This window comes from Lysobacter sp. (assembly GCA_013141175.1).
Lineage (GTDB): Bacteria > Pseudomonadota > Gammaproteobacteria > Xanthomonadales > Xanthomonadaceae > Lysobacter_I.
The window spans coordinates 288,034-313,193 of sequence record JABFRN010000001.1; the positions used below are offsets into that span (position 1 = coordinate 288,034).

Annotated in this window: 18 protein-coding genes; all 18 read left to right on the forward strand. The window is 65.7% G+C overall.

Going from position 1 to position 25,160, the window contains the following annotated elements; genetic code table 11:
• Positions 1-13 precede the first annotated feature (13 nt).
• The 18 genes from HOP03_01385 (at position 14) to dnaE (ending at position 25,128) form a co-directional block, all read left to right on the forward strand.
• On the forward strand, positions 14-2,152 hold the full coding sequence (locus tag HOP03_01385; protein NOT86818.1) for a hypothetical protein: 2,139 nt from the start codon (positions 14-16) through the stop codon (positions 2,150-2,152).
• Positions 2,153-2,347: 195 nt separating this feature from the next.
• Positions 2,348-4,402, forward strand: a complete 2,055-nt coding sequence (locus HOP03_01390; GenBank protein NOT86819.1) for a hypothetical protein — start codon at positions 2,348-2,350, stop codon at positions 4,400-4,402.
• Positions 4,403-5,135: 733 nt separating this feature from the next.
• Positions 5,136-6,140: a hypothetical protein gene (locus HOP03_01395; protein NOT86820.1), complete on the forward strand. Its 1,005-nt coding sequence runs from the start codon at positions 5,136-5,138 to the stop codon at positions 6,138-6,140.
• Positions 6,141-6,303: 163 nt separating this feature from the next.
• Positions 6,304-7,881 (forward strand): peptide MFS transporter, encoded by a 1,578-nt coding sequence (locus tag HOP03_01400; GenBank protein ID NOT86821.1) that lies wholly within the window; start codon positions 6,304-6,306, stop codon positions 7,879-7,881.
• Between the two features lie 80 nt (positions 7,882-7,961).
• Positions 7,962-9,020: a cation transporter gene (locus HOP03_01405; protein ID NOT86822.1), complete on the forward strand. Its 1,059-nt coding sequence runs from the start codon at positions 7,962-7,964 to the stop codon at positions 9,018-9,020.
• Positions 9,021-9,143: 123 nt separating this feature from the next.
• Positions 9,144-9,701, forward strand: coding sequence for a ribosome recycling factor (gene frr / locus HOP03_01410; protein ID NOT86823.1), 558 nt, complete (start codon positions 9,144-9,146; stop codon positions 9,699-9,701).
• A gap of 13 nt (positions 9,702-9,714) precedes the next feature.
• Positions 9,715-10,482: a di-trans,poly-cis-decaprenylcistransferase gene (gene uppS / locus HOP03_01415; GenBank protein NOT86824.1), complete on the forward strand. Its 768-nt coding sequence runs from the start codon at positions 9,715-9,717 to the stop codon at positions 10,480-10,482.
• Complete coding sequence (locus tag HOP03_01420; protein NOT86825.1) at positions 10,479-11,321, forward strand: phosphatidate cytidylyltransferase; 843 nt, start codon at positions 10,479-10,481, stop codon at positions 11,319-11,321. The genes uppS and HOP03_01420 overlap by 4 nt, the downstream gene beginning before the upstream one ends.
• Positions 11,322-11,416: 95 nt before the next feature.
• Positions 11,417-12,589, forward strand: coding sequence for a 1-deoxy-D-xylulose-5-phosphate reductoisomerase (locus HOP03_01425; protein NOT86826.1), 1,173 nt, complete (start codon positions 11,417-11,419; stop codon positions 12,587-12,589).
• The gene (gene rseP, locus HOP03_01430) at positions 12,586-13,953 is read left to right on the forward strand and encodes an RIP metalloprotease RseP (GenBank protein ID NOT86827.1); all 1,368 of its coding nucleotides are present in this window, start codon (positions 12,586-12,588) and stop codon (positions 13,951-13,953) included. Before HOP03_01425 ends, rseP begins: the two co-directional genes overlap by 4 nt.
• A gap of 223 nt (positions 13,954-14,176) precedes the next feature.
• Positions 14,177-16,633: an outer membrane protein assembly factor BamA gene (gene bamA, locus HOP03_01435; GenBank protein NOT86828.1), complete on the forward strand. Its 2,457-nt coding sequence runs from the start codon at positions 14,177-14,179 to the stop codon at positions 16,631-16,633.
• Between the two features lie 33 nt (positions 16,634-16,666).
• Positions 16,667-17,689: a UDP-3-O-(3-hydroxymyristoyl)glucosamine N-acyltransferase gene (lpxD, locus tag HOP03_01440; protein NOT86829.1), complete on the forward strand. Its 1,023-nt coding sequence runs from the start codon at positions 16,667-16,669 to the stop codon at positions 17,687-17,689.
• Entirely contained in the window at positions 17,686-18,165 is a 480-nt protein-coding gene (gene fabZ, locus HOP03_01445) for a 3-hydroxyacyl-ACP dehydratase FabZ (GenBank protein ID NOT86830.1), read from the forward strand. Before lpxD ends, fabZ begins: the two co-directional genes overlap by 4 nt.
• A 12-nt stretch (positions 18,166-18,177) precedes the next feature.
• The gene (gene lpxA / locus HOP03_01450) at positions 18,178-18,963 is read left to right on the forward strand and encodes an acyl-ACP--UDP-N-acetylglucosamine O-acyltransferase (GenBank protein NOT86831.1); all 786 of its coding nucleotides are present in this window, start codon (positions 18,178-18,180) and stop codon (positions 18,961-18,963) included.
• Between the two features lie 35 nt (positions 18,964-18,998).
• The gene (gene lpxB, locus HOP03_01455) at positions 18,999-20,177 is read left to right on the forward strand and encodes a lipid-A-disaccharide synthase (GenBank protein ID NOT86832.1); all 1,179 of its coding nucleotides are present in this window, start codon (positions 18,999-19,001) and stop codon (positions 20,175-20,177) included.
• A 65-nt stretch (positions 20,178-20,242) separates the two neighbouring features.
• On the forward strand, positions 20,243-20,863 hold the full coding sequence (gene rnhB, locus HOP03_01460; GenBank protein NOT86833.1) for a ribonuclease HII: 621 nt from the start codon (positions 20,243-20,245) through the stop codon (positions 20,861-20,863).
• A gap of 198 nt (positions 20,864-21,061) precedes the next feature.
• Entirely contained in the window at positions 21,062-21,424 is a 363-nt protein-coding gene (locus tag HOP03_01465) for a hypothetical protein (protein NOT86834.1), read from the forward strand.
• 137 nt (positions 21,425-21,561) lie between these two features.
• Positions 21,562-25,128: a DNA polymerase III subunit alpha gene (dnaE, locus tag HOP03_01470; GenBank protein NOT86835.1), complete on the forward strand. Its 3,567-nt coding sequence runs from the start codon at positions 21,562-21,564 to the stop codon at positions 25,126-25,128.
• Positions 25,129-25,160 lie beyond the last annotated feature (32 nt).

Consider the following 25,160-nt stretch of genomic DNA (forward strand, 5'->3'; position numbering starts at 1 on the left):
GCAGAGGTGCGCCATGAAGCAATCCAGACGGTTTCTGATCAAGCTCGCCCTGGCGGTTTCCGCCGTTCTCGGCGGCGCCGCGCACGCGACAGTCGAAGGTTATGTCGACATGCACTCGCACCTGATGGGCGAGCATGCGTTCGGCGGAAGCTGGTTCTGGGGCAGCACCGAAGGGCCGATGCAGTCGGCGTTGGCGCGTTGCGACGGCAACTTCGGCTATCCCGCTGGAATGGGCAGCCACGCCGCAACCATCTTTCCTGGCGTCTCCGAAATACTGGGCAAGGACACCGGTTGGCATCTGTTCCGTCGACGCGGTTACGACAATCGCCGCTGCAGATATTTCCTGTGGTTTCCGATCCCGGGGACCTGCCCGCAGGAGCACTTCGAGGACTGGCCGAAGTGGGATGCGATCGCGCACCAGCAGATGTGGTTCGGGCATCTTCAGAAGGCGCACGCGAACGGCCTGCGGGTCATGGGCGTTTCGTTCGCCGAGTCGAACTTCCTGTGCCAGACAACGCCGCCGCTGCGCCGCCGCTACGATTGCGACGAAATGGCTTCGATCAAACGCCAGGCGCTGTTCCTGCGCGGCTTCGTATCCCGCAACAGCGGTTGGGTCGGGATCGCGGAAACGCCGGCGCAGGCAAGATCGCTGATCGCACAGGGAAAACTCGCGCTGGTGATGACCGCGGAAGTCACCCGGCTGTTCCCGGACGGCGACTACATTCCGCAGCTCAACGAATTGCATGCGCTGGGCATCCGTTCGCTGCAGCTTGTCCATCATGCGGACAACCGCTTCGCGGGCACTGCGCCGATCAACAATCTGCGCACGGCCGCCACCCTGGTCGAGGCGCTGACCTTCGGCGGCATCAACACCCGGATCAACGACACGGTCTGCAGGGATGGCAACGGCACGATCCAGATCGAAGGCATCCCTTCGTCGCAATGGATCATGCCGATCATCTATCGCCCGAAATGCGATGGCGAACTGCATCTCAACGACCAGGGGTTGACCCAGGACGGCAGAGGCCTGGTGAATGCGATGATCGATCGCGGGATGATCCTGGATGTCTCCCATCTCTCGCGAAAATCGCTGCAGCAGACGTATGGGATCGCGATGGGCAGGGGGCAGTATCCGTTGACCTATTCCCACGCGCACATGTGGGACATGATCGAGGGTGCGGGCCACGACGAGAAAAACGAGAAGTACATCCGCGCGGACGAGATCCACATGATCACCGACACCGGCGGCATGATCGGCCTGCGTACGGGCCCGGAAGCGGCCAATCCGTACATCCGGCCGCCGCAGTCGCAGCCGGTGGTCGCCAACAGTTGCAAGGGCAGCGTGCGGTCTTTCGCGCAATCGCTGATGTATGCGGTCGACAGGAACATCAATGTCGGCTTCGGCGGGGATTTCAATGGCTTCATCACCCAGAGCAAGGGCGTCTTCACCCGCTTCGACCGCAGCCCGCTGGGCGGTTCGCCGTTCTATCTGCCGGTCGGCTGCACCGAGGATTACCAGCAGCTCCTGGCGACGAACGGCTTCAACGATCTGCACAGGAAGGGCCTCGGCCATGTCGGCCTGCTGCCGGAATACATCGCCGATCTGAAACGCGTCGGGGTACCGGCGCAGTACATGGAGCATCTCGAAAAGCGTTCGGCGGAGACCTATCTGCGGATATGGGAACGCAGCCTCGCGCTCGCCGGTGGCGGCATTCCGTCCAACCTCGCGCTATCGGCCACCGCCACCGCTTCCAGCACGTACTGTGTCGGCCCGCCGCAGACTTCACCGGATTGTTACGCCGCATCGCGCGTCAACGACGGCATCGGCAGCACCGCGCTCGGCGGACAATCGAGCTGGGCGAACGACTGGGGCGTGCCGATGCCGCAGTGGGTCCAACTGACCTGGAGCGCTCCGGTCACGGCGTCGAGCGTTGTGGTGACCACGACCGCAGGCTACGCGGTGCGGGACTACGATATCGAGTACTGGAACGGCGCGACCTGGTTGCCGTTGGCGCATCGGGTCGGCAACACCGCACTCGGCAACACGGACAATTTCGCTCCGGTCTCGACCACGCGCATGCGCATTCTCGGCTGGCAGGGACCCGCCCATCAGCCGGGCCATGTTCGGATCAACGAGTTCGCCGTCTATTGAGGTGGTTGTCGCATCGTATTGGGTCTGTTGCCGCATTTTCCGGTCATGCGCCGCGGCAACGACCCGGTCTCCGCGTCGGGTGCAGGCGTCAGCACTCGCGTGCAGGTCTGTCGCTTCATGCTGCGGTCGCTTGATCGGAGCATGAGCGCCTGGCGCCATTGGAGTATTTCTCGTAACAACGCCATGGAGAACATCATGCACAAGCCAACAAGAGATTCGCGTTTCCGGCAAAAAGGACTGATGATCAAGGCTCGTATTCTGCTGCTTGTCCTGTCGGGCTCGGTATGCGCTTCCGTATTCGCGCAGTCCATCGATGACGGCGGCCAAAGCGGAGACCCCGGTTACAGCCAGCGGGTCATTTCCAGCGACGAGGGCTGGCAACTGATCGAAGCGACCGGCGTCATCGATTCAACCGGCAAACCCTTCAGCGAGCGCTATTACACGATCGACGGACCACTCGGCATCGCGACAGCGCCGATCCCCGAGCCCATCAAGCAAGGATTGATCGACGATCTGGCATCAAGACCGGAAGGCGAAGACCAGACCTTCGTGCTCAGCGCCTCTGTGGTCGAGGAAGTGCAGCGGTCGCTCGAACAAGGCAGCCCCACGCCGGGCCTGATCGAGATCGCATCGCAACCCGACGACGGGGATCCGTCCATCCCGCTGGCGCGCAGCGACGCTGCAAGAAGGCCTTGCACGGATGCCGACATCACCAAGAGCAAGCAGTTCAGCGCCAGTTCGCCGCTGAGTCGCAGTTGGGATCTGAACGGTGGGTTCACCGGAACCGTCGCCTTGACCGGCACGGCCGAGGTCAACGGTCTTGGCGAAATCAAGATCACCCTGAAAAAGACGCGCATCCTGTTTCTCTGCATACCTTACGGCGTGCGCTTCCGCCACGCGCGCGTGGCGGCGACTGCGATCGCCGACCCCGGCGCGACGGTCAGCGGGACGATCAGTTATTCGAATCCCGATCCGAAGGAGTGGCAGATCGCCAAACCGTTCCTGTTCTCGATCAATTTCATGGCGGGCCCGATTCCGGTCCATGTCGGCTTCAACCTGCCGATCACGGCGGGCTTCGATGCCAACGCCATCAATGCCAGCGTCACCGGCTCGGTCACTTACAGCGGGCGGCGCAGCGTCTCCGGCTATCTCGATTACTACTGCACGCCGGACGGCTGCACCGGAACCCGGAATTTCGACACCACCGACCTGGGCTCGCAGATATTCACCGCCGGGATCACCGCCCGGATCCAGCCATCGGTGTACCTGCAAGTGGCTTTCCGCGGCTACCTGTATTCGGAGAGCGTCGCCTACGCGCAAGCCGGTGTCCGTCCCTACCTGTACGCCGATCTCTGGGGCTATTACGGCAACAACTGCGGCGACGCCGACAGCGATGGCCATTTTGAAACCGTCGACGCGTTGACCTTCGATCTGGACTGGCAGCTGGCGATCACCGCGCAGGCGGATACCTTCCTGACCCGCGAATGGCGTCGCGAATTGTGGCGCTCGCAGCGTTGGCACGTGGGCTTCTGGGATCTCACGGAATCCGACGCGCTTTCGCCGATGCTGCAGGGCCCGGCCGTGGTGCCCGTCAACAGCGCCCAGAACTACGGCGCACGGATGCGGTCGTGCTGGCCATACACCGACAATGTCGACTACAGCCTCGACTGGGGAGATGGCAGCAGTGCGGCGTTCAACGGCCCTGCGGCAACCCTGACCGAGCACACGCACACATGGACGCAGTTGGGAGTCAAACCCCTGCGCCTGACCGCGCTTCGCGATGCGCACGGCCGGAATCTGAACCACAGCACGGCGCGCAACGTGCAGGTGAACGGCTACAGCGGACATGCGGGCATGACCTGGAAGTTGATCGAGCGCAACGGTTCCTACTCGCATGTCGGCGCCGACACGCAGACCAATCCATACATCGGCGATACCAACCCCGCCGTTTCGCTGCCGATCCTGTGCGTCCGCATCGACGGCCGCGCGCCGCCGCCGGGCATGAGTTTCGACTATTACAACGGCTGGGTCGCGGGCGAACTGCGCTTGACCGCACCGGTGAGCGGACTGTCGCTGACCTCGCGCGCGGTCTCCGACGGCCATTGCGCGAACATCTTCGGCCAAGGCTTCCGCATGGCCGAGTTCCACGATGGCGGCGGAGGCTGGACGTTCTGGGGACAGGGTGTACTCAGTGCCGCGAACCGCTTCTGGGTGGCGATCAACGATCAACCCGCCAACCCATGGGATTGATATCCACGGATCGTTGATTGCTTTCTCGAGACCCGCTTCACCGACCGCGCCGGCATCCGCCGGCGCGGTCGTATCGCTGATTCAACGGCGCCCGCATCCGCTTCCAGCGCCAGCCTCGCACGCAGGCTTGAGCCTGCAAGCAGCCGATCGCATATCCCGCCCGCCGCAGCGGAACGCATACGCGGTGTAGCGCGCCGGCACCAACCACGCATCTTCGCATCCGCATCGACGCGCCACGCATGCGCGTTGCGCGCTTCCGCGGGATCGGCGCGCATCGAGTCGCGCCGCGATCGATCCGCCGGGCATGGGCGCGCGCATCAATTTCCGTGCAATACGAATGCACACGCATGCATGCCGCGACAATTCCACTCGCGGCGCATCGACGGACCGCATGCATCGACGCATGAAATTTCTTTTTCGCCATCATCCCGATCGCTCGCACAAACGATCATTCGATGATCAACATCAGTGATCCGATTCAATCATGCGGCGAGCGATCGCGAGACACTGGTATCACAGACACAGATGATGAAATCAACAGTCACGTACACGAACGTGAGTCGAACAGAACAGCACTGAAAAGCACGACATCCGAACGCAGACGCCAAGCCGTCTCCGCGCTCCGGACACGCGTCACGACCATCGTCGCCCGAAATTCCGCCGCATCCGCGGCGGAGATGAACCCGCATGGCGGGCGATCCACTCCGCTCCACACTTCATCAGGAACAACATCATGAAAAAGAAAAATGTACTGGGCGTCGCAATCGCCTTCTCCTGCGTATTCTCTCCGATCGTTCTCGCCGAAAATTCGGAAGCCGAGACACCGCCGGAAGAATACGAGTTGGCCAGACAGACCGACCCGATGCCCGCATCCGTGAAATCCTTCATCGCACGCGTCCAGGATATCGACATGCGTTATCCGGACAGCGGCTCCGTGGACATCGATGCATTCATGGCGGCGGAGGGCGAACAGCTCGCGCTGAGCTATTGCGGCGCGATGGGATTCAAGGACGCCTGCACCGTCCAAGTGAAGGACGGCGTCGAAAGCTTCGTCGCGGTCGATGCGAAAGCCGTGGCGCGCGGGGCGGCAGGCAAGGAAAAATGGTGGCAATGGTTGTTCGACCATCTTTTCAATATCGGCGTCATCCCCGAAAAGGCCGCATGCCCCGCGCCGTACGCGTTGACCCAGATCCACATGGACGACGAGGATCGTCGCAACGCCAACGGCAGGGGCGGATGGATCGGTGCGATCACCTCGACGAACAACACGACGTATCGCTTCTGCAAGCTCGACACGCTGACGTCGCTGCTGTATCGCCCGCTCCCCAAGACCGGCAACGAGCACGACTACGCCGTGCTGAACATGGGCGTGCTGTGTCCTTCCGGCGCGCGCCGCGTGCTGCGCGTCGAAGAAGACGAGATCTGGCACAACACCAACAGCTCGAGCGGCGACAATTTCCCGAACTTCCGCATCTTCAATACCTGGTTCAATTTCTACTGCCATTTCGACGGCGGCGCGAAATCGGTGCTCGGGCAGATGCAGGCGTTCCCGAAACTCGGCTTCGCGCACGGCGTCTTCGCCCCCACCGCGCTGCCGGCGCCGTTCGCCCTGCAGCACGGCTGGGTCTTCCAGGACGACGAGGACACCCTCAACTGGAACGCCTGGTTCTTCGGCAGCGGCGACAGCGTGATGTACGACGGGCGCAACACGTGGCGCGGTACGGCCAAGGTGGAATGAGGGCCCGGGCGTATTGAAACCGCCCGTCCCGCCGGCCCGGCCGGGGCGAAGCCGCTGCGTAGGGGCTTCGTTCCGGCCTGCCCCGTGGCCAGGCGATGCACGGGCATGGGCGGTGACCGCCGCTATACTCCGGGACTGCCCGCTTCCCATTCCGGAGCCCGTCTTGAATTCGACCGCACCCGTCTCCGTACCGGCCCACGACGAACTGTTCGGCCATCCCAAAGGCCTCTACGTCTGCTTCCTGACCGAAATGTGGGAGCGCTTCGCGTTCTACGGCATGAAGGCGCTGCTGTTCCTGTACCTGACCAAGCATCACCTGTTCACCGACACCAACGGCTATCTGCTGCTCGGCACCTATGCCGGTCTGGCCTACGCATTGCCGCTGCTCGGCGGTCTGCTCGCCGATCGTTATCTCGGCATGCGCAAGGCGGTGGTGTTCGGCGGCATCCTGCTGGTGCTTGGGCAGCTTGGCATGGCCTATACCGGCCACGCCGCCAGCGGCACGGTCGACAGCGCGCAGCCGGACGCGTTCGCGGTGCAGATCATGTACGCCTCGCTGGCGCTGATCGGCGTGGGCGTGGGCTTCCTCAAACCGAACATCTCGACGATCGTCGGGCGGCTGTACAGCGACGCCGACCCGCGCCGCGATTCGGGGTTCACCATCTTCTACATGGGCATCAACGTCGGTGCGTGGCTGTCGTCGATCATCGTCGGTTACATCGGCATCGAATTCGGTTGGGGCTACGGTTTCGGCCTGTCCGGCGTGATGATGGCGCTGGGTCTGGTGCAGTTCGTGCTCGGCCGCAAACACCTGCTCGGACAGGCCGAGCCGGCGGATCCGGCATTGCTCAAGGCGCCGCTGTTCGCCGGCATTTCGCGCGAATGGGCGATCTATCTCGGCGGCATGGTCATGGTGGTCGCGGTGTGGCAGATCCTGCAGACGCGGATCGATCTCGGCCCGCTGTCCGCGCTCGCCGGTGGTCACGAAGTGACGCTCACCGAAGTGATCGCGGTGATCCTCGGCGCGGCGCTGTATCTGTGGTTCGTCCGCCTGCTGCTGTCGGGCATCAATGCGCGCGACAAGGGCCGGATGATCATGCTGATGATGCTGATCACGGTCAGCGCGCTGTTCTGGGGCCTGTACGAACAGACTTACGGCCCGTGGGTGGCGATGGCCGACCGCACGATGGATCTGACCACGTTCGGCATCACCTGGAACGGTCCGCAGACCACCAACTTCGGCGCGCTGTTCGTGATCCTGCTGGCGCCGGTCTTCGCTTGGCTGTGGCCGCGACTGGACAAGCTCGGCCTCAACCCCAGCTATCCGGGCAAATTCGCCTGGGGCCTGGTGTTCTGCGGTCTGGCGTTCGGCATCCTGGCGTTCTCGGCGGCCAATCCCGGCGCCGACGGCAAGGTCAGCCTGTGGTGGATGATCCTCGCCTACCTCGTGCTGGTGCTGGGCGAGATGGTGCTGTCGCCGATCGGCCTGTCGGCGGTGACGTCGCTGTCGATTCCGCGCGCGGTGGGCATGATGATGGGCGCGTGGTTCCTGTTCTCGGCGTTCGGCGAAATCATCGCTGGCCGGCTCGGGACCTGGGCCGCGATTCCGCCGGAGGCCTCGGTGGCCGATGCCTTGGCGACCTACGCCGATGTCTTCACCAAAATGATGTGGATTGGTTTGGCCGCCGGTGCGCTGCTGTTCCTCGCCACGCCGCTGTTGAAGCGCCTGACCCGCGAGTGACGATGCCGCCGCTGTCCGGCGGTGCCCGCACGGGCATTGCCGGATAGTGTCCGCCTCGGGCGCCGTGTCAACATTTGCGTATGCCTCCACACGATCATCATCACGACCACGCTGCGGAACACCCGCATGCTGAAGCACGCGAGCATGCCCATGGACATGGGCATGGGCATGATCGCGGCCACAGCCACGGCTTCGCCAGCGGCACCCGTGCGTTCGCGATCGCGACCCTGATCAATCTCGCTTACACCGCGCTGGAAGCGGGATATGGCTTCCATACCGATTCGCTGGCGCTGCTGTCCGATGCGCTGCACAACTTCGGCGATGTGCTGGGGCTCGCGCTGGCCTGGGGCGCGGCGACGATGGCCAAGCGCGCGCCGACCGGGCGCCACACCTACGGCTGGCGGCGCGCGACCCTGCTTTCGCCGTTGGGCAATGCGCTGCTGCTGGTCGGGTTCAGCGGCGCGCTGGGCTGGGAAGCGGTCCGCCGCTTCGCCGATCCGCCGCAGATCCCGGCGCTGCCGGTGATCATCGTGGCCGCGATCGGCATCGCGGTGAATCTGGGTGCGGCCTGGTTCGTGCGCGATGGTCACGGTGGACACAGCCACAGTCAGGATCTCAATCGTCGCGGTGCGTTCCTGCATCTCGTGGCCGATGCTGCGGTGTCGCTGGCGGCAGTGCTGGCCGGTTTCGGCATGCTGTGGCTGGACTGGCGCTGGCTGGACCCGGCGACGGCGGTGCTGGTGGCGGTGGTGGTCGCGCTGGGCGCGTTCCGGCTGCTGCGCGACGCCTTCGAGGCGGCGATGGACGCGGTGCCGCGCGGGATCGATCAGGGCGAGGTCCAGGCCTTCCTCTCCGACCAGCCGGGCGTGCAGGCGGTGCACCATCTGCACATCTGGTCGCTGGGTGCGGGCGAGATCGCGTTGACCGCGCACCTGGTGCGCCCCGGAGCGGCGGACCACGACGCCGCTTTCGACCACGACGCCTTCCTCGACAGCGTGGTGCATGCGCTCAACGACCGCTTCGGCATCAACCATCCGACGCTGCAGATCGAACACGGGCAGACTTGCGGTCACGACCGCCACGACCTCGCCCCGCACGGCGGCGGCCCGCATCCCGGCAACCCGCACGCCGGCCACTGACGGCCACCGACGGCCGGGAGCCGCGCATCGCTTATAATCGCCGGCCTTGGCGCTTTGGCCGCGCCGCACCACCGGCTGCGGCCCTCCACCAGACAGAAGCACCTGACGAAAACAGGAACCGGCATGCTCAACGACATCAAGAAAGAGACGCAGGCGCGCATGGCCAAAAGCGTCGAAGCGCTCCGCCACAGCCTGACCAAGGTCCGCACCGGTCGCGCTTCGCCTTCGCTGGTCGATCATCTCAAGGTCAATTACTACGGCTCGGACATGCCGCTGTCGCAGGTCGCCAGCATCGCCGTCGCCGATGCGCGTTCGCTGCTGATCACGCCCTGGGAAAAGAACATGGTGTCCGCGGTCGAGAAGGCGATCTACGCCTCCGACCTGGGCCTGACCCCGAATACCGCCGGCACCGCGATCCGCATCAATCTGCCGCCGCTCACCGAAGAACGTCGCAAGGAGCTGTCCAAGCACGTGCACGCCGAGGGCGAAGACACCAAGGTCGCGATCCGCAACATCCGTCGCGATTCCAACCAGCAGGTCAAAGAGCTGCTCAAGGAAAAGAAGATCACCGAGGACGAAGAGCGCCGCAGCGAGGACGACATCCAGAAGCTGACCGACAAGGCGATCAAGGACGTCGACGATGTGGTGAAGGCGAAAGAGCAGGAATTGATGGCCGTTTGAGGCCACGTCCCGCATGAGCGCTCCGCCAGCGTCCCCGCGCGTTCCGCGCCACCTCGCCGTGATCATGGACGGCAACGGCCGCTGGGCCGAACGCCGTCGGCGCCCGCGCATCATCGGCCATCGCGCCGGCGCGCGCGCGGTGAATCTGTGCATCGACTATTGCCTGCAGCGCGGCATCGAGGCGCTGACCCTGTTCGCGTTTTCCAGCGAAAACTGGGGCCGCCCCGAGGATGAAGTCGGCGCGCTGATGAAATTGTTCCTCAACGCGCTGGAGCGCGAAGTCGATGAACTGCACCGTCGCGGCGTGCGCCTGCGCTTCATCGGCGAACGCCAGCGCTTCGCGCCCGAAATCCTGGCGCAGATGCGCGATGCCGAGCAGCGCACCGCCGGCAACCACGCGCTGCATCTGAGCATCGCCGCGAGTTACGGCGGCCGTCAGGACATCGCCCAGGCCGCCCGCGCGCTGGCCGAAGAAGTGGCCGCCGGCCGGCTGCGGCCCGATCAGATCGACGAAGCCGCCGTCGCCCGGCACATGGCGCTGGCCGACCTGCCGACCCCGGACCTGTTCATCCGCACCGGCGGCGACCACCGGATCAGCAATTTCCTGCTGTGGCAGTTGGCGTATACCGAACTGTGGTTCACCGAAATGCTGTGGCCCGAGCTGGATGTCGCGACCCTCGACCGCGCGGTCGAGGATTTCGCCGGCCGCGAGCGCCGTTTCGGCCTGACCAGCGCGCAGGTCGCGCCCGCGCCACCCACTCACGACAGGACCGACGCATGACCAAAACGCGCTTGCTGGCTGCTCTGGTCATGGCGCCGCTCGCCATCGCCGCCGTGCTGCTGCTGCCCACGCCGTGGATGGCTGCACTGAGCGCCGCCATGTTCCTGATCGGCCTGTGGGAGTGGTTGAAGCTGGCGGAGATCGAAGACACCCTCTCCCGCAGCGTGCTGCTGGTGGTCAATCTGCTGCTGATGGTGGCCCTGGTCTGGGCTTCGCGTTCGGCCTCGGGCGGGTCGCTGGTGCTGCTGCAGATCATGGTGATGATCGGCGTCGGCTGGTGGTTCCTGGCCGCGCTGTGGCTGCGGCATTACGATTTCGCTTCGGACCACGACACCCACGCACGGGTGTTCAAACTCGCCGCCGCCACGCTCAGCGTGATCCCGGCATGGTGCGCGCTGGCGCTGATCCACGCCAGCCAGCCGCACGGCAACCGCTGGCTGCTGGTGGCGCTGATGATCATTTGGGCGGCGGACTCCGGCGCCTATTTCGCCGGGCGCAAGTTCGGCCGCACCAAACTCAGCCCGCGGATCAGCCCCAACAAGACCGTCGAAGGGATGGTCGGCGGCATGGTCGCCGGCATGCTGGTCGCGCTGGTCGCCGCACCGCTGGCCAACGACGCGATCACCATGAAACAGCTGCTGTACGTCGCCATCGTCGCGGTCTGGACCATCCTGTTCTCGGTGGTCGGCGATCTGTTCGAGAGCCTGCTCAAGCGCCACGTCGGCGCCAAGGACTCGGGCAACCTGATCCCGGGCCACGGCGGCGTGCTCGACCGCATCGACAGCGTGCTGGCGGCGCTGCCGGTGTTCGCGCTGGGCAAGCTGTTGTTCGGCTTCTGAGTCCTGAACTTGACCCGTCGCCCACGGTCCATGACCGCCATGCCCTCGCCCACCACGCGCTGCGCCACGCACGGCACCACTGCCGGAGAACGCCGATGAGGCGCGTCGCCGTGCTCGGCGCCACCGGCTCGATCGGCAGCTCGGCGCTGGACGTGATCGCGCGCCACCCGGACCGACTGCAGGCGCACGCGCTGGTCGCAGGACGCAATGTCGATGCGCTGATCGCGCTGTGCCGTACCCACCGCCCGGCGCATGCCGCCATCGCCGACGAACAGGGCTACGCCGCACTGCGCGACGGCCTGTGCGCGGCCGGTCTCGACACCGAAGCCCACGCCGGCATGACCGCGATCGACGCCCTCGCGGCGGACGCGGGCAACGACACCGTGGTCGCGGCGATCGTCGGCGCCGCCGGGCTGTCGTCCACGCTCGCTGCCGCACGCGCCGGCAAGCGCCTGCTGCTGGCGAACAAGGAGTCGCTGGTGCTGGCCGGCGAACTGCTGACCGCCGCCGCACGCGACGCTGGCGCGACGATCGTGCCGATCGACAGCGAGCACAACGCGATCTTCCAGTGTTTGCCGAACGCCGAAGCGCATGCCGGCCTGAAGCGGATCCAGCTCACCGCGTCCGGCGGCCCGTTCCGGGGTCGTTCACGCGCGGAACTGACCGAAGTCACGCCCGCGCAGGCGGTGGCGCATCCGAAGTGGTCGATGGGTCCGAAGATCTCGGTCGACTCGGCCACGCTGATGAACAAGGGCCTCGAAGTGATCGAGGCGCACCATCTGTTCGGCATGCCCGGCACGCGCATCGATGTACTGGTGCATCCGCAGAGTCTGGTCCATTCGCTGGTCGAATTCGTCGACGGCTCGATGCTGGCGCAGCTCGGCCTGCCCGACATGCGCACCGCGCTGGCGGTGGGATTCGCATGGCCGGAACGCATCGCCTCCGGTGTCGCCGGGCTCGATCTGCTCGCGCATGGGCGGCTCGATTTCGAACCGCCGGACCTCGACGCGTTCCCGTGTCTGCGTCTGGCCTACGCCGCGCTCGACGCCGGCGGCAGTGCGCCCGCCGTACTGAACGCCGCCAACGAGGAAGCGGTTTCAGCCTTTCTTCAGGGCCGGATCGGTTTCCTGTCCATCCCCGCTCTGGTCGAAGAGGCGCTGCAACACATGTCGCACGCCGCCGCCGATTCGCTCGATGCCCTGCTCGACGCCGACGCCTCCGCGCGCGCGGCGACTGTCGACGCCATCTCACGCAAGGTGAACGCATGATCGATGCCCTGAGTTCCATCTGGTGGTTGATCGTTGCGCTCGGCATCCTGGTCACCTTCCACGAATACGGCCATTACTGGGTCGCACGCCGCTGCGGCGTGAAAGTGCTGCGGTTTTCGGTCGGCTTCGGCAAACCGCTGTGGATGCGCAAGGGCAAGGACGGCACCGAATGGGTGGTCGCCGCGATCCCGCTGGGCGGTTACGTGAAGATGCTGGACGAGCGTGAAGGCGACGTGCGCGCCGACGAGCTCGATCAAGCCTTCAACCGCAAGACCGTCTGGCAACGCATGGCCGTGGTCGTGGCCGGCCCCCTCGCCAACCTGATCCTGTGCATCGCGCTGTTCTGGCTGATGTTCGTCATCGGTCGTCCGGACTACGCGCCGGTCGTCGGTGAGACCCAGGGCATCGCAGCCGAGTCCGGAATGCGTCGCGGCGACACCCTGCTCGCGATCGGCGAGCGCGAAACGCCGACCTGGACCGAGGCCAGCATGGCGCTGGTCACTTCGGCCATCGACCGCGCACGGACGCCGATCCGCGTCCGCACCCCCGAAGGCGCCGTGCTGACCCGCCAGGTCGACTTCTCCAGGTTGCCCAAGGGCAACGACCTGATGCAGACCCTCGGTCGGATCGGCATCATCCCGCGCCACCAGATGCAACCGGCCGTGGTCGGCGAAGTCGTGGCCGGTTCTGCGGGCGACGGCAAACTCCGCGTCGGCGACCGGATCGTCGCCATCGGCGGCACCAAGGTCCAGTACTGGGCCGATATTTCCCCGCTGGTCGCCAGGATCGGCGAGCTCGGGGGCGGCGACATCGATCTGGTCCGCAATGGCGCCCCGCTGACCGTCGTGGTCAGCCCGAAGTCGCAAAGCATCCCGGGCGACGCCGCCGGCAGTGCCCCCACATGGCTGCTGGGCGTGCGCGCCGCCGATACCGGCAAAGCGCCGAAAGACGCGGTCCTGCGCTACGGGCCATTGGCCGCTTTCCCGGCGGCGCTGCGCGAGACCCGGTTCCAGACCGGCGAGCTGTTCGGGATGATCCAACGGGCCTTCAGCGGCCGGCTGGCGGTGCAGAACACGGTTTCCGGCCCGATCGGCATCGCCCAGGCAGCCAACGCCTATGCCAAAAACGGGGTCGCCTGGTACCTCAGCCTGCTGGCCGCACTCAGTCTGAGCCTGGCGATTCTCAACATGCTGCCCATTCCGGTCTTGGATGGGGGGCACCTGCTGTATTACCTTATCGAGTTGCTCAAAGGCCGGCCGTTAAGCGAGCGTGCGATGGCCGCCGGGCAATATGTGGGGCTTGCCCTGTTGTTCGGGCTCATGGGCCTCGCCTTCTACAACGATCTGCAAAGGCTGATCCAATGACGCGACCCAGCACCACGCGCCACCGGCAGCACGTCCCATCGCCGCCTGATCCCGATGCCGATGGAACGGCTGCACCCGTTGCGCCGATTGCGATCCACCGTTCCGTTTCCAGTGTTGTTTCCTGATTTTTTCGCCGACCTCCGATCCACGTCGTGATCCACCTCCTGTCGATCCACATGTTGATCCGCCCGCTCCAGCCCCGCCCCATAACCGGACGTATTTGATGACGCGCACGCCACCCCGCCGCCTGTTGGCCCTTGCCCTTGCCACGAGCCTGGCTTCGCTCCACACCGCGCCGACCCTGGCGCAAACCGCGTCCGCGCCGTCCGCCTCCAGCTTCACCGTCTCCGACATCCGTATCGACGGCCTGCAGCGCATCGGGGCCGGCACCATCTTCACGTACCTCCCGATCGAGCGCGGCGACACGATCGACTCCGCACGTATCGGCGAGGCCATGCGCGCGCTGTACAAGACCGGCTTCTTCGAGGACATCCGCCTCGATCGGGACGGAGGCATTCTCGTGGTCACGGTCACCGAACGGCCCGCGATCAACACCCTCACGCTGTCCGGCAACAAGGACCTCAAGACCGAGGACCTGATGACGAACCTCAAGGAAATCGGTATCGCCGAGGGCGAAACCTACGACCGCCTGGCGCTGGACCGGGTCACGCTGGAACTCAACCGCGCCTACAACAATCGCGGCAAGTACAACGTCGAGATCAACCCGACCATCACCCGCCTGGACCGCAACCGCGTCGACGTCACCATCAACATCAACGAAGGCAAGGCCGCGCGCATCCGCCACATCAATCTGACCGGCAACGAGAAATTCGAGGAAGAGCAACTGCGCGAGCGCTGGGAATCGAACGAGAGCAACTGGCTCAGCTGGTATCGCCGCGACGACCAGTATTCCCGCGAAAAACTCTCCGGCGATCTTGAAAAACTCAACGAGTTCTACCTCGACCGCGGCTACGTCGACTTCAGCGTCGACAGCACCCAGGTGGCGATCAGTCCGGACAAGAAGGACATGTACGTCACCGCCGGCATGACCGAAGGCGAGATCTACACGCTGTCCGAGGTGAAGATCACCGGCGACACCGTGCTGTCGCAGGAACAGATCAAGCGTTACGTGCTGGTCAAGGAAGGCCAGATCTTCTCGCGCACCTTCCTGGAACTGACTTCCGACTCGATCATCGCGGCGCTCGGCAACATCGGCTACGCCTTCGCCGAAGTGAATCCGATCCCCGATATCAATCGCGAAAAACGCACCGTCGGCATCAATCTGCAGGTCGTGCCCGGCCCGCGCGTCACCGTGCGCCGCCTCGCCTTCAAGGGCAACACCCGCACCACCGACGAAGTGCTGCGCCGCGAAATGCGCCAGTTCGAGGGCGCGTGGTTCTCGCAGGCCGCGATCGACCGCTCCAAGGTCCGCCTGCAGCGGCTGGGCTTCTTCGAAAGCGGTTCGGTCGAAGTCGAAACCGTGCCCGTGGCCGGCACCAGCGACCAGGTCGATGTGGTCTTCAACGTCAAGGAAACCACGTCGGGCAGTTTCACCTTCGGCTTCGGGTATTCGCAGCTGTCGGGGCTGACCACCACCCTGCAGCTGTCGCAGAACAACTTCCTGGGCACCGGCAACCAGATCAGCGTGGAAGTGCAGCGCAACACTTACCTGCAGCGCTATTCGTTCTCGTTCCTGAACCCTTATTTCACCGATGAAGGCCTGTCGCTCGGCTACAACATGTGGTGGCGCGAGTTCGACAACTCCGACTTCAACACAGCGCAGTATTCGAGCACCAGCGCCGCAGCGCAGGCCGTGCTCGGCCTGCCGCTGACCGAGAACGACAGCGTCTCGCTGGTGTTCGGCATCGACCGCAACCAGATCCTGGCGTTCCCGGGCTCGTCGCCGCGAACGGTCACCGATTACATCGATGCCTTCGGCCAGAGCACGTTCCACTCCTGGCGTGCCGAGCTGGGCTGGGCGCGCGATACCCGCAACGACTTCTTCACGCCGACCTACGGTACCTACCAGCGCCTGTCGGCGGAAGTCACCCTGCCCGGCTCGACCGCCGAGTATTTCAAGCTCAATTACGAGTTCTCGAAATACTGGCCGTTGAACCGCTACATGGTCCTGAACACGCGCGCGCAGTTGGGTTATGGCGACAGCTACGGCAGCGACAGCATCCGCGTGATGTGCCGCGCTGAAGGCAGTCCGCCGCCGATTCCGCGCAAGACCTATTCCGACGCCGATTGCGCACCGGGCACCACGCTCGACCGTGTCGTCGTGGGGACCGGCCTGCCGTTCTTCGAGAACTTCTACGCCGGCGGCGTGCGCTCGTTGCGCGGTTTCCGCGACAACACCCTGGGTCCGGTCGATTTCGCGACCGGCAGTTCGTTCCGCCAGCCGATCGGCGGCGCGGTGAAGACCACCGGTTCGCTGGAAATGTATTTCCCGGCGCTGCTCGACACCCCCGCAGCGCGCGTCTCGGCGTTCCTCGATGCCGGCAACGTCTTCAAGGATGTCGACAGCTTCGACGTGGGCGAACTGCGCGCATCGGCCGGTGTCGCCCTGCTGTGGCGCGCACCGGTCGGCCCGATCTCGATCAGCTACGCGTTCCCGCTGCGCAGCGAGGAAACCGACGATCTGGAACGGCTGCAGTTCACCTTCGGCGGCGCGTTCTGACCACGACGCGCTGAGCTGCGGACCGCACGCCCCATGCCGACGCATCACCACACCGCCGCCGCGCTGGCCGAACGCTTCGACCTGATCCTGCGCGGCGACGGCGAGCGTCGCATCGATGGCGTCGCCACGCTTGCGCGCGCCGGCGCTTCGCAGCTCGCGTTCCTGGCCAATCCCCGCTATCGCAGCCAGCTCGACGACTGCCGCGCGGGCCTGGTGGTGATGCGCGAAGAGGACGCCGAAGGTTATGCCCGCGATGCGTTGATCGCAAAGGATCCCTACGCCGCGTTCGCGAAAATGTCCGCGTTGTTCGACCACCGCCCGGCATTCGTGCCGGGCATCCACGCCAGCGCGGCGATCGACCCGTCGGCGGAGATCGCGCCCGACGCCAGCATCGCGGCCTTCGTCAGCATCGGCCCGCGTACGCGCGTGGATGCCGGGGCCTTCATCGGCCCGGGCTGCGTCATCGGCGAGGACTGCGCGATCGGCGCCGGCAGCGAACTGAGCGCACGCGTCACCCTGGTCCGTCGCGTGCGCCTCGGCCGCAGGGTGCTGATCCATCCCGGCGCGGTGCTCGGGGCGGACGGCTTCGGCCTCGCGATGGAGCACGGCCACTGGCTCAAGGTGCCGCAACTCGGCGGCGTGACCATCGGCGACGATTGCGAGATCGGCGCCAACACCACCATCGACCGCGGCGCGCTCGACGATACCGTGCTCGAAGAAGACGTGCGCCTCGACAACCAGATCCAGATCGGCCACAACGCGCGTATCGGCGCGCACACCGCGATGGCAGGCTGTTCCGCCGTCGCCGGCAGCGCCACCATCGGCCGCTACTGCCTGATCGGCGGCGGCGCGGGTATCCTTGGCCATCTGGAAGTGTGCGACCGGGTGGTGGTCACGGCGATGAGCCTGGTCACCAGCACGATCCGCGAGCCCGGCGAGTATTCGTCGGGTACGCCGCTGATGGACAACCGCAGCTGGCGCAAGAGCGCCGCCCGCTTCAAACAGCTTGATGCCCTGGCCCGAGACATCGGCGGGCGAAACAAGGAACCGCGATGACGTCGATCGAGACCAGCGACACCGACCTGCAGCCCGCGCTGCCGCTCAGCGCGAGCGATATCCAGAAGCTGCTGCCGCATCGGTATCCGTTCCTGCTGATCGATCGCGTGATCGAATTCGAGCGCAACAAGCGCGTGGTCGCCTACAAGAACCTGACCATCAACGAACCCTTCTTCCAGGGCCACTTCCCGGCGCAGCCGGTGATGCCGGGCGTACTGGTGATCGAAGCGCTGGCGCAGGCCGGCGGCGTGCTCTACCAGTTGAGCAAAGGCGCCGCGATCGAGGACAAGGTGTTCTATCTGGTCAAGGTCGAGAATGCCCGCTTCAGCAAGATCATCGTCCCCGGTGATCGCATGACCCTGGAAGTGTCGATCAAGCGCCGCATCCGCAACATGGCCTGGTACAGCGGCACGGCCAGCGTCGACGGCAACGAGGCCGCGCGCGCCGATTTCCTCTGCGCCGAAGCGCAGAACTGAGGCGCGAAGACGATGAGCCGCACCGGCATCAGTCCGCTGGCGCAGATCGACCCCGGTGCACGCATCGGCGCGAACGTGGAGATCGGGCCGTTCACGGTGATCGGTCCAGGCGTCGAGATCGGCGACAACACCCGCATCGGCCCGCACTGCAGCCTGCACGGCCCGACCACGATCGGCCGCGACAATCGCATCCACGGCCACGCCGCGATCGGCGGCGACCCGCAGGACAAGAAATTCGCCGGCGAGCGCACCGCGCTGGCCATCGGCGACGGCAACACCATCCGCGAGTTCGTCACCATCAACCGCGGTACCGGCAGCGGCGGCGGCATCACCCGCATCGGCAACCACAACTGGTTCCTCGCCTACACCCATGTCGCCCACGACTGCCGGGTCGGCGATCATTGCGTGTTCTCGAACAACGCCACGCTCGCCGGCCATGTCGAAGTGGGCGACCACGTGATCCTCAGCGGTTTCACCGGCGTGCACCAGTTCTGCCGGATCGGCGCGCACGCCTTCATCGGCATGGGTGCGTTCGTCAACGGCGATGTGCCGCCGTATCTGATGGTGGCGCAGGAAGACTACGGCCGGCCGCGCGGCATCAACAGCGAAGGTCTCAAGCGCCGCGGTTTCGACAGCGAGCGCGTGGCCGCGATCAAACGCGCCTACCGCGCGCTGTACATGTCCGGCGCGAATCTGGTCGATGCCAAGCAGCAGCTCGCCGCACTGGCCGAATCCAGTGACGACGTGCGCGCGTTCCTCGATTTCATCGAACGCGGCGAACGGCCGCTGTTGCGCTGATCCGCGCATGGGCCTCGCGCCGTGACGGAGCTCCGATGAAGATCGCCCTGGTCGCAGGCGAAGCCTCCGGCGACCAGCTCGGTGCAGGTCTGATCGCCGAATTGCGGATACGCTTCCCCGACGCGGAATTCGCCGGCATCGGCGGCCCGGCGATGCGTGCGGAGGGTTTGGATGCCTGGCACGACAGTCAGGAACTTGCGGTGATGGGGCTGGCCGAAGTGCTGGCGCATCTGCCGCGCCTGCTGCGACTGCGCTGGCGTCTGCGCAAGCGCGTATCGGCCTGGAACCCCGACGTCTTCATCGGCATCGACGCGCCCGATTTCAATCTGGGCGTGGAGAAATGGCTCAAGCATCGCGGCATCCGCACCGTGCACTATGTCAGCCCGTCGGTCTGGGCCTGGCGGGAAGAGCGCGCCGCGAAGATCGGCGAAAGCGCGGACCGCGTGCTCTGCCTGTTCCCGATGGAGCCACCGATCTACGCGAAGCACGCGGTGGACGCGCGTTTCGTCGGCCATCCACTGGCCGATGCGATTCCGCTGGAGCCCGATCGCCGCGCCGCACGGCATGGGCTGGCGGTTCCCGAACACGGACCGGTGCTGGCGCTGCTGCCGGGCAGCCGGCTCGGCGAAATCGCGAGGATGCTGCCCATCTTCCTGGATGCCGCAGACCTGATCGCGCAGCGGATTCCGTCCCTGCTGATCCTGTTGCCGGCGGCGAACGCGCAATGCGCCGCCGCCATCCGCGAACAGTTGCATCTGCAGCCGAAACTCGCGGTGCGCGTGCAGGTGCTGGATGGCGACGCGCAGCGCGCGATGATCGCCAGCGACGTGGTGCTGTTGGCATCGGGCACGGCCGCGCTCGAAGGCATGCTCTGCAAACGGCCGATGGTGGTCGGCCACCGGATTTCGCCCACGACCTACCGCATCGTGACCCGGCTCGGCCTGCTCAAGTCGCGCTTCGTCAGTCTGCCGAACGTGCTGGCGGATGCGCCGCTGGTTCCGGAATTGCTGCAGCACGACTGCACGCCGGACAAGCTGGCCGCCGCCTGCCTGCGCTGGTTCGGCCAACCGGACATGGTGGACGCACTGCTGCCGCGCTTCGTCGATATCCACAGGCAATTGCGCTGCGACGCATCCGCCCGCGCCGCCGATGCGGTGGCCGCATTGATGGTTTCGACACCGGTCGACACCGCGCCTGCCACCATCGCACCATGAGCCGACGCAGAGCTTCGCGCGACGCCGGCCCCGGGACGCTGTTCGGGGGCCGACGGCTTGAAGGCATGCCGACCACGATCGCAGGCACGCCTGCACTGCGGATCGCTGGCGTCGATGAAGCCGGTCGCGGCCCGCTGGCGGGGCCGGTGTCGGTCGCGGCCGTCATCCTCGATCCGCAGCGCCCGATCGAGGGCTTGAACGACTCCAAGAAACTCAGCGAAATGCGGCGCGAAGCGCTCTATCCGCTGATCGTCGAGCGCGCGCTGGCATGGCGGATCGAATTCGTCGAATGCGGCGAGATCGACCGGCTCAACATCCTGCAGGCGACCCTCGTCGGCATGCGCCGCGCGATCGAGGGGCTGTCGCCATCGGCGGACGCCGCACGCATCGATGGCAACCGCCTGCCCCGGGGCCTGCCCTGCCCAGCGGAAGCGCTGGTCGGCGGCGATGCGATCGAGCCGGCGATCATGGCCGCCTCGATCCTCGCGAAAGTCGCGCGCGACCGGCGCATGCGCGAACTGCATGCCCTGCACCCGCAGTACGGTTTCGACCGCAACAAGGGCTATCCCAGCCCGGCGCATCTCACGGCGCTGGTCGCCTACGGGCCGTGCCCGGAGCATCGGCGCAGTTACGCGCCAGTACGGGAAGCCCTGGCCGTTCGCGGCACCCCTGCCCCTGGCCGATAGAGGACCATCCGTCGGCGCACCCCGTGATGGAACGCACGCGCCGGGCCACGGCAGGCGTCCGCAGCCTGGACGATTGATACCATCGATCGGCTGCAGCGCACGTCAGGGCACGCGCGTCGTCCTCCCACAGAGAACGACCGCACGCGCTGCAGTCAGGGGGACGCCCGATCCCGACACTGCACCCATAAGGAGATGAACATGCATCACGTATTCACCCGTACCGCAGCGCTCACTGCCGCACTCGCTGCAACCCTGTCCGCCGGTCTGATGACCCCTACCCCGGCGCAGGCCGCTGTTCCGACCATCACGACCTTCGCCTGCCCGCTGGACAACGGTGGCGGTCGCTTCTACTGCTTCATCGACTACAGCTCCGGCAGCGCGGCCACCGTCGCCTGGTCCGTGTACGGCACCGTCATCAACGATCCTGGACACAGCGACCTCTACGGATATTGCGCGATCAACGACTACCTGACGGTGACCGTCACCGTGACCAACAGCTCAGGCGCGACCTCGCGGACCAGTCGCCGGTTCCGCTGCAACGGTGGCCCGATCATCCTGTAATGGGCCCACCAGAACGTCCATCCGCGAGGGGGCAGAGGCTCCCTCGCGGCCGGTCGCAGGGTCGAAATACGGACGTCAAGCCTTGCCGGAACGTTCCCCGGGCCATAACCTGACGAGCTGCGCTTGCCGGCCCGCCGATGTCCTCCCGCTTCGTCCATCTCCACCTGCACAGCGAGTATTCGCTCGCCGATTCGACGATCCGCATCCCGGAACTCGTCGGCCGCTGCGTGGCGCAAGGGCAGCCGTCGGTGGCGATGACCGACCGCAACAACCTGTTCGCGCTGGTCAAGTTCTACAAGGCTGCAGAAGGTGCGGGCATCAAGCCCATCGCCGGGGCCGACATCAGCGTCGCGGAAGGCGACGAGACGCCCTGGAAGCTGACCCTGCTGTGCCGGGACCGCAGCGGCTACCTGTCGCTGTCGCGGCTGCTCAGCCGGGCGTGGATGGAAGGCCAGCGCCACGACGGGGTGATGGTCCGCCCGCAGTGGCTGCAGGACGCCAACGCCGGGCTGTTCGCGCTCGCCGGTCGCCACAGTCAGGCCGGGCAACTGCTTGCCGGCAATCGCCCCGATCTCGCGCTGCAGTCCTTGGCCGACTGGCAGCGGCATTTCGACGACCGCTTCCATCTCGAACTGACCCGCTGCGGTTTCGAAGCCGAAACCCCGTTCAACGCGTTCGCGCTGCACGCAGCGGCCGAGCGCGGATTGCCGGTCGTCGCCAGCAACGATGTGCGTTTTCTCGACGCCGACGGCTTCGAGGCCCACGAAGCGCGCGTCTGCATCTCGTCCGGGCGTGTCCTCGACGATCCGAAACGCCCGCGCGACTACACCGCACAGCAGTACCTGAAAACGAACGAGGAGATGTCGGCGCTGTTCGCCGACGTGCCGGATGCGATCGACAACGCGGTCGATCTCGCCAAACGCTGCAACCTCGAACTCTCGCTGGGCAAGTACTACCTGCCGGCATTCCCGGTACCGAGCGACCACACGCTCGACAGCTGGATGCGCAAGGAAGCGCGCGACGGTCTCGAAAAACGCCTGCGGAAATATCCGATGGCCGCGGGCCACGATCGCGCCAGCTACGACGCACGCTTGGAAATCGAGCTTGGCGTGATCGTGTCGATGGGCTTCCCGGGCTACTTCCTGATCGTCGCCGACTTCATCAACTGGGGCAAAGCGCAGGGCATCCCGGTCGGTCCCGGCCGCGGCTCCGGCGCCGGTTCGCTGGTCGCATGGGCGCTGGGCATCACCGATCTGGATCCGCTGCCCTACGACCTGCTGTTCGAGCGTTTCCTCAACCCCGAACGCGTGTCGATGCCCGACTTCGACATCGACTTCTGCATGGACCGCCGCGACGAGGTGATCGATTACGTCGCCGCCAAGTACGGTCGCGACCGGGTCAGCCAGATCATCACCTACGGCACGATGTCGGCGAAGGCGGTGGTGCGCGACACCGGTCGCGTCTTGGGCTATCCGTACGGCTTCGTCGACGGCATCGCCAAACTGATTCCGCTGCAGCCGGCCGACCCGCTGTCGCTGGAAGACGTCCTGGGCCGCAGCGAAAAAGCCAGAAAAGACCCGGAACGCGCGATCGGCGAATTCGTCGAGCGCTACAACACCGAAGAGGATTTCCGCGAACTCATCGACCTGGCGCTGGACCTCGAAGACCTGACCCGCAACGCCGGCAAACACGCCGGTGGCGTGGTGATCGCGCCGGATCCGCTGTCGGATTTCTGCCCGCTGTTCGCCGAACACGACGGCCAGGGCGGCGGCAAGAACCCGGTCACCCAGTTCGACAAGGACGACGTCGAAACGATCGGCCTGGTGAAGTTCGACTTCCTCGGCCTGCGCACGCTGACGATCATCGATTGGGCCGTGAAGGCGATCAACGCCGGGAAAGCGGCGGTCGACGCCCTTCTCGACATCACCGATCTGCCGCTCGACGACAAATCGACTTACGAACTGTTCGCGCGCGGCGACACCGTCGCGGTCTTCCAGTTCGAATCGCGGGGCATGCGCGAGCTGCTCAAGCGCGCCAAGCCCGACACCTTCGAAGACATCATCGCGCTCGCCGCGCTGTTCCGCCCCGGCCCGCTGGGCTCGGGGATGGATCGCGAATGGGTGGACCGCAAGCACGGTCGCACCGAGGTCAGCTATCCGCACCCGGCGCTGGAGCCGGTACTGAAGCCGACCTACGGCGTGATCGTGTACCAGGAACAGGTGATGCAGATCGCCCAGGTGCTGGCCGGCTATTCGCTGGGCGGCGCCGACCTGCTGCGCCGCGCGATGGGCAAGAAGAAAGCCGAGGAAATGGCCAAGGAACGCGCCAAGTTCGAGGCGGGATCGGCCGAACGCGGCGTCGATCCGCGCACCGCGACGCAGATCTTCGACCTGATGGAGAAATTCGCCGAGTACGGCTTCAACAAATCGCACTCGGCCGCCTATGCGCTGGTCGCCTATCAGACCGCGTGGCTGAAGGTGCACTACCCGGCCGAATTCATGGCGGCGGTGCTGTCCTCGGACATGGACAACACCGACAAGGTCGTCGGTTTTCTCGACGAAGCGCGGACGCTGGGCCTGCTGGTCATGCCGCCGGACGTGAATGCGTCGGGCTTCATGTTCGAGGCCATGGACGACCATACGATCCGCTACGGCCTGGGTGCCGTGAAAGGCGTCGGCCGCGGCGCCTGTGATGCCATCGCGGAAGAACGCCATCGCGGCGGCGCATACGCCGATCTGCTCGATTTCTGCAAGCGCGTCGACAGCAGCAAGCTCAACCGGCGCACGCTCGAAGCCCTGGTCAGCGCCGGTGCGCTGGATGCGCTGGGCGGCAACCGGCCGTCGCTGTTGCTGCAATTGCCGGAAGTGCTGAAAGCCACCGAGCAGCTGGCGCGCGAACGCGACGCAGGGCAGGTCTCGTTGTTCGGCAGCTTCGCCGAAGCCGCACCGGAGCTGAAACTCGAACTGCCGGAAACGTCGGACTGGCCGCTGTCGCAGAAGCTCGCGGGTGAGCGCGAAACCCTCGGCCATTACCTCAGCGGCCATCCGCTCGACCCTTATCGGGAAGAATTGAACGCGCTGGTCGGCACCGACCTGGGCAAGCTCGATCAGCTGTGGGAAGGGGCGCAGTCTTCACGCGGGCGTGGCCAGCGTGCCGGCGGCGATGCGGACGGCGGTGGTCGCCAATGGCGTGCAGAAGCGACCGTGATTCTCGCCGGCCAAGTGGTCGGCATGCGCAAACGCGGCGACTCCCAGGCATTCGTCCATCTGGAGGACGGCCGTGGACGGATCGAATGCGCCTTCTTCGCCGAGGCATTTTTCGAATACCAGACGCTGCTCACCCGGGACCGGATCCTGGTGATCGAAGGTGGTCTGCGTGAGGACGAATTCAGCGGCGGCTTCTCGCTGCGTGCCCGGCGCTGCTGGGACTACCGCCAGATCTGCGCACAACAGGCACAGCGGCTGTCTCTGCGGCTGGACCTGCGCGAGCCCGGGCTGATGCAGCGGATCGACGGTCTGCTCGCACAACATCGCCCGGGGCCAACGCCATTGCGCTACGACCTGCTGCTTCCGCAAGGCACCGCCGGCACACTCGATCTCAACGGCCCGCAGTCGGTTCGCGTGGAGGCCGACCTGCCGAGCGGGCTGCGTGCGTTGCCCGGCGTACGTACGGTGAAAGTGGCAATGAGCAAGCCTTGGGCCTGATGACTGCCGTGATGACGACCCGGCCGGGTCCG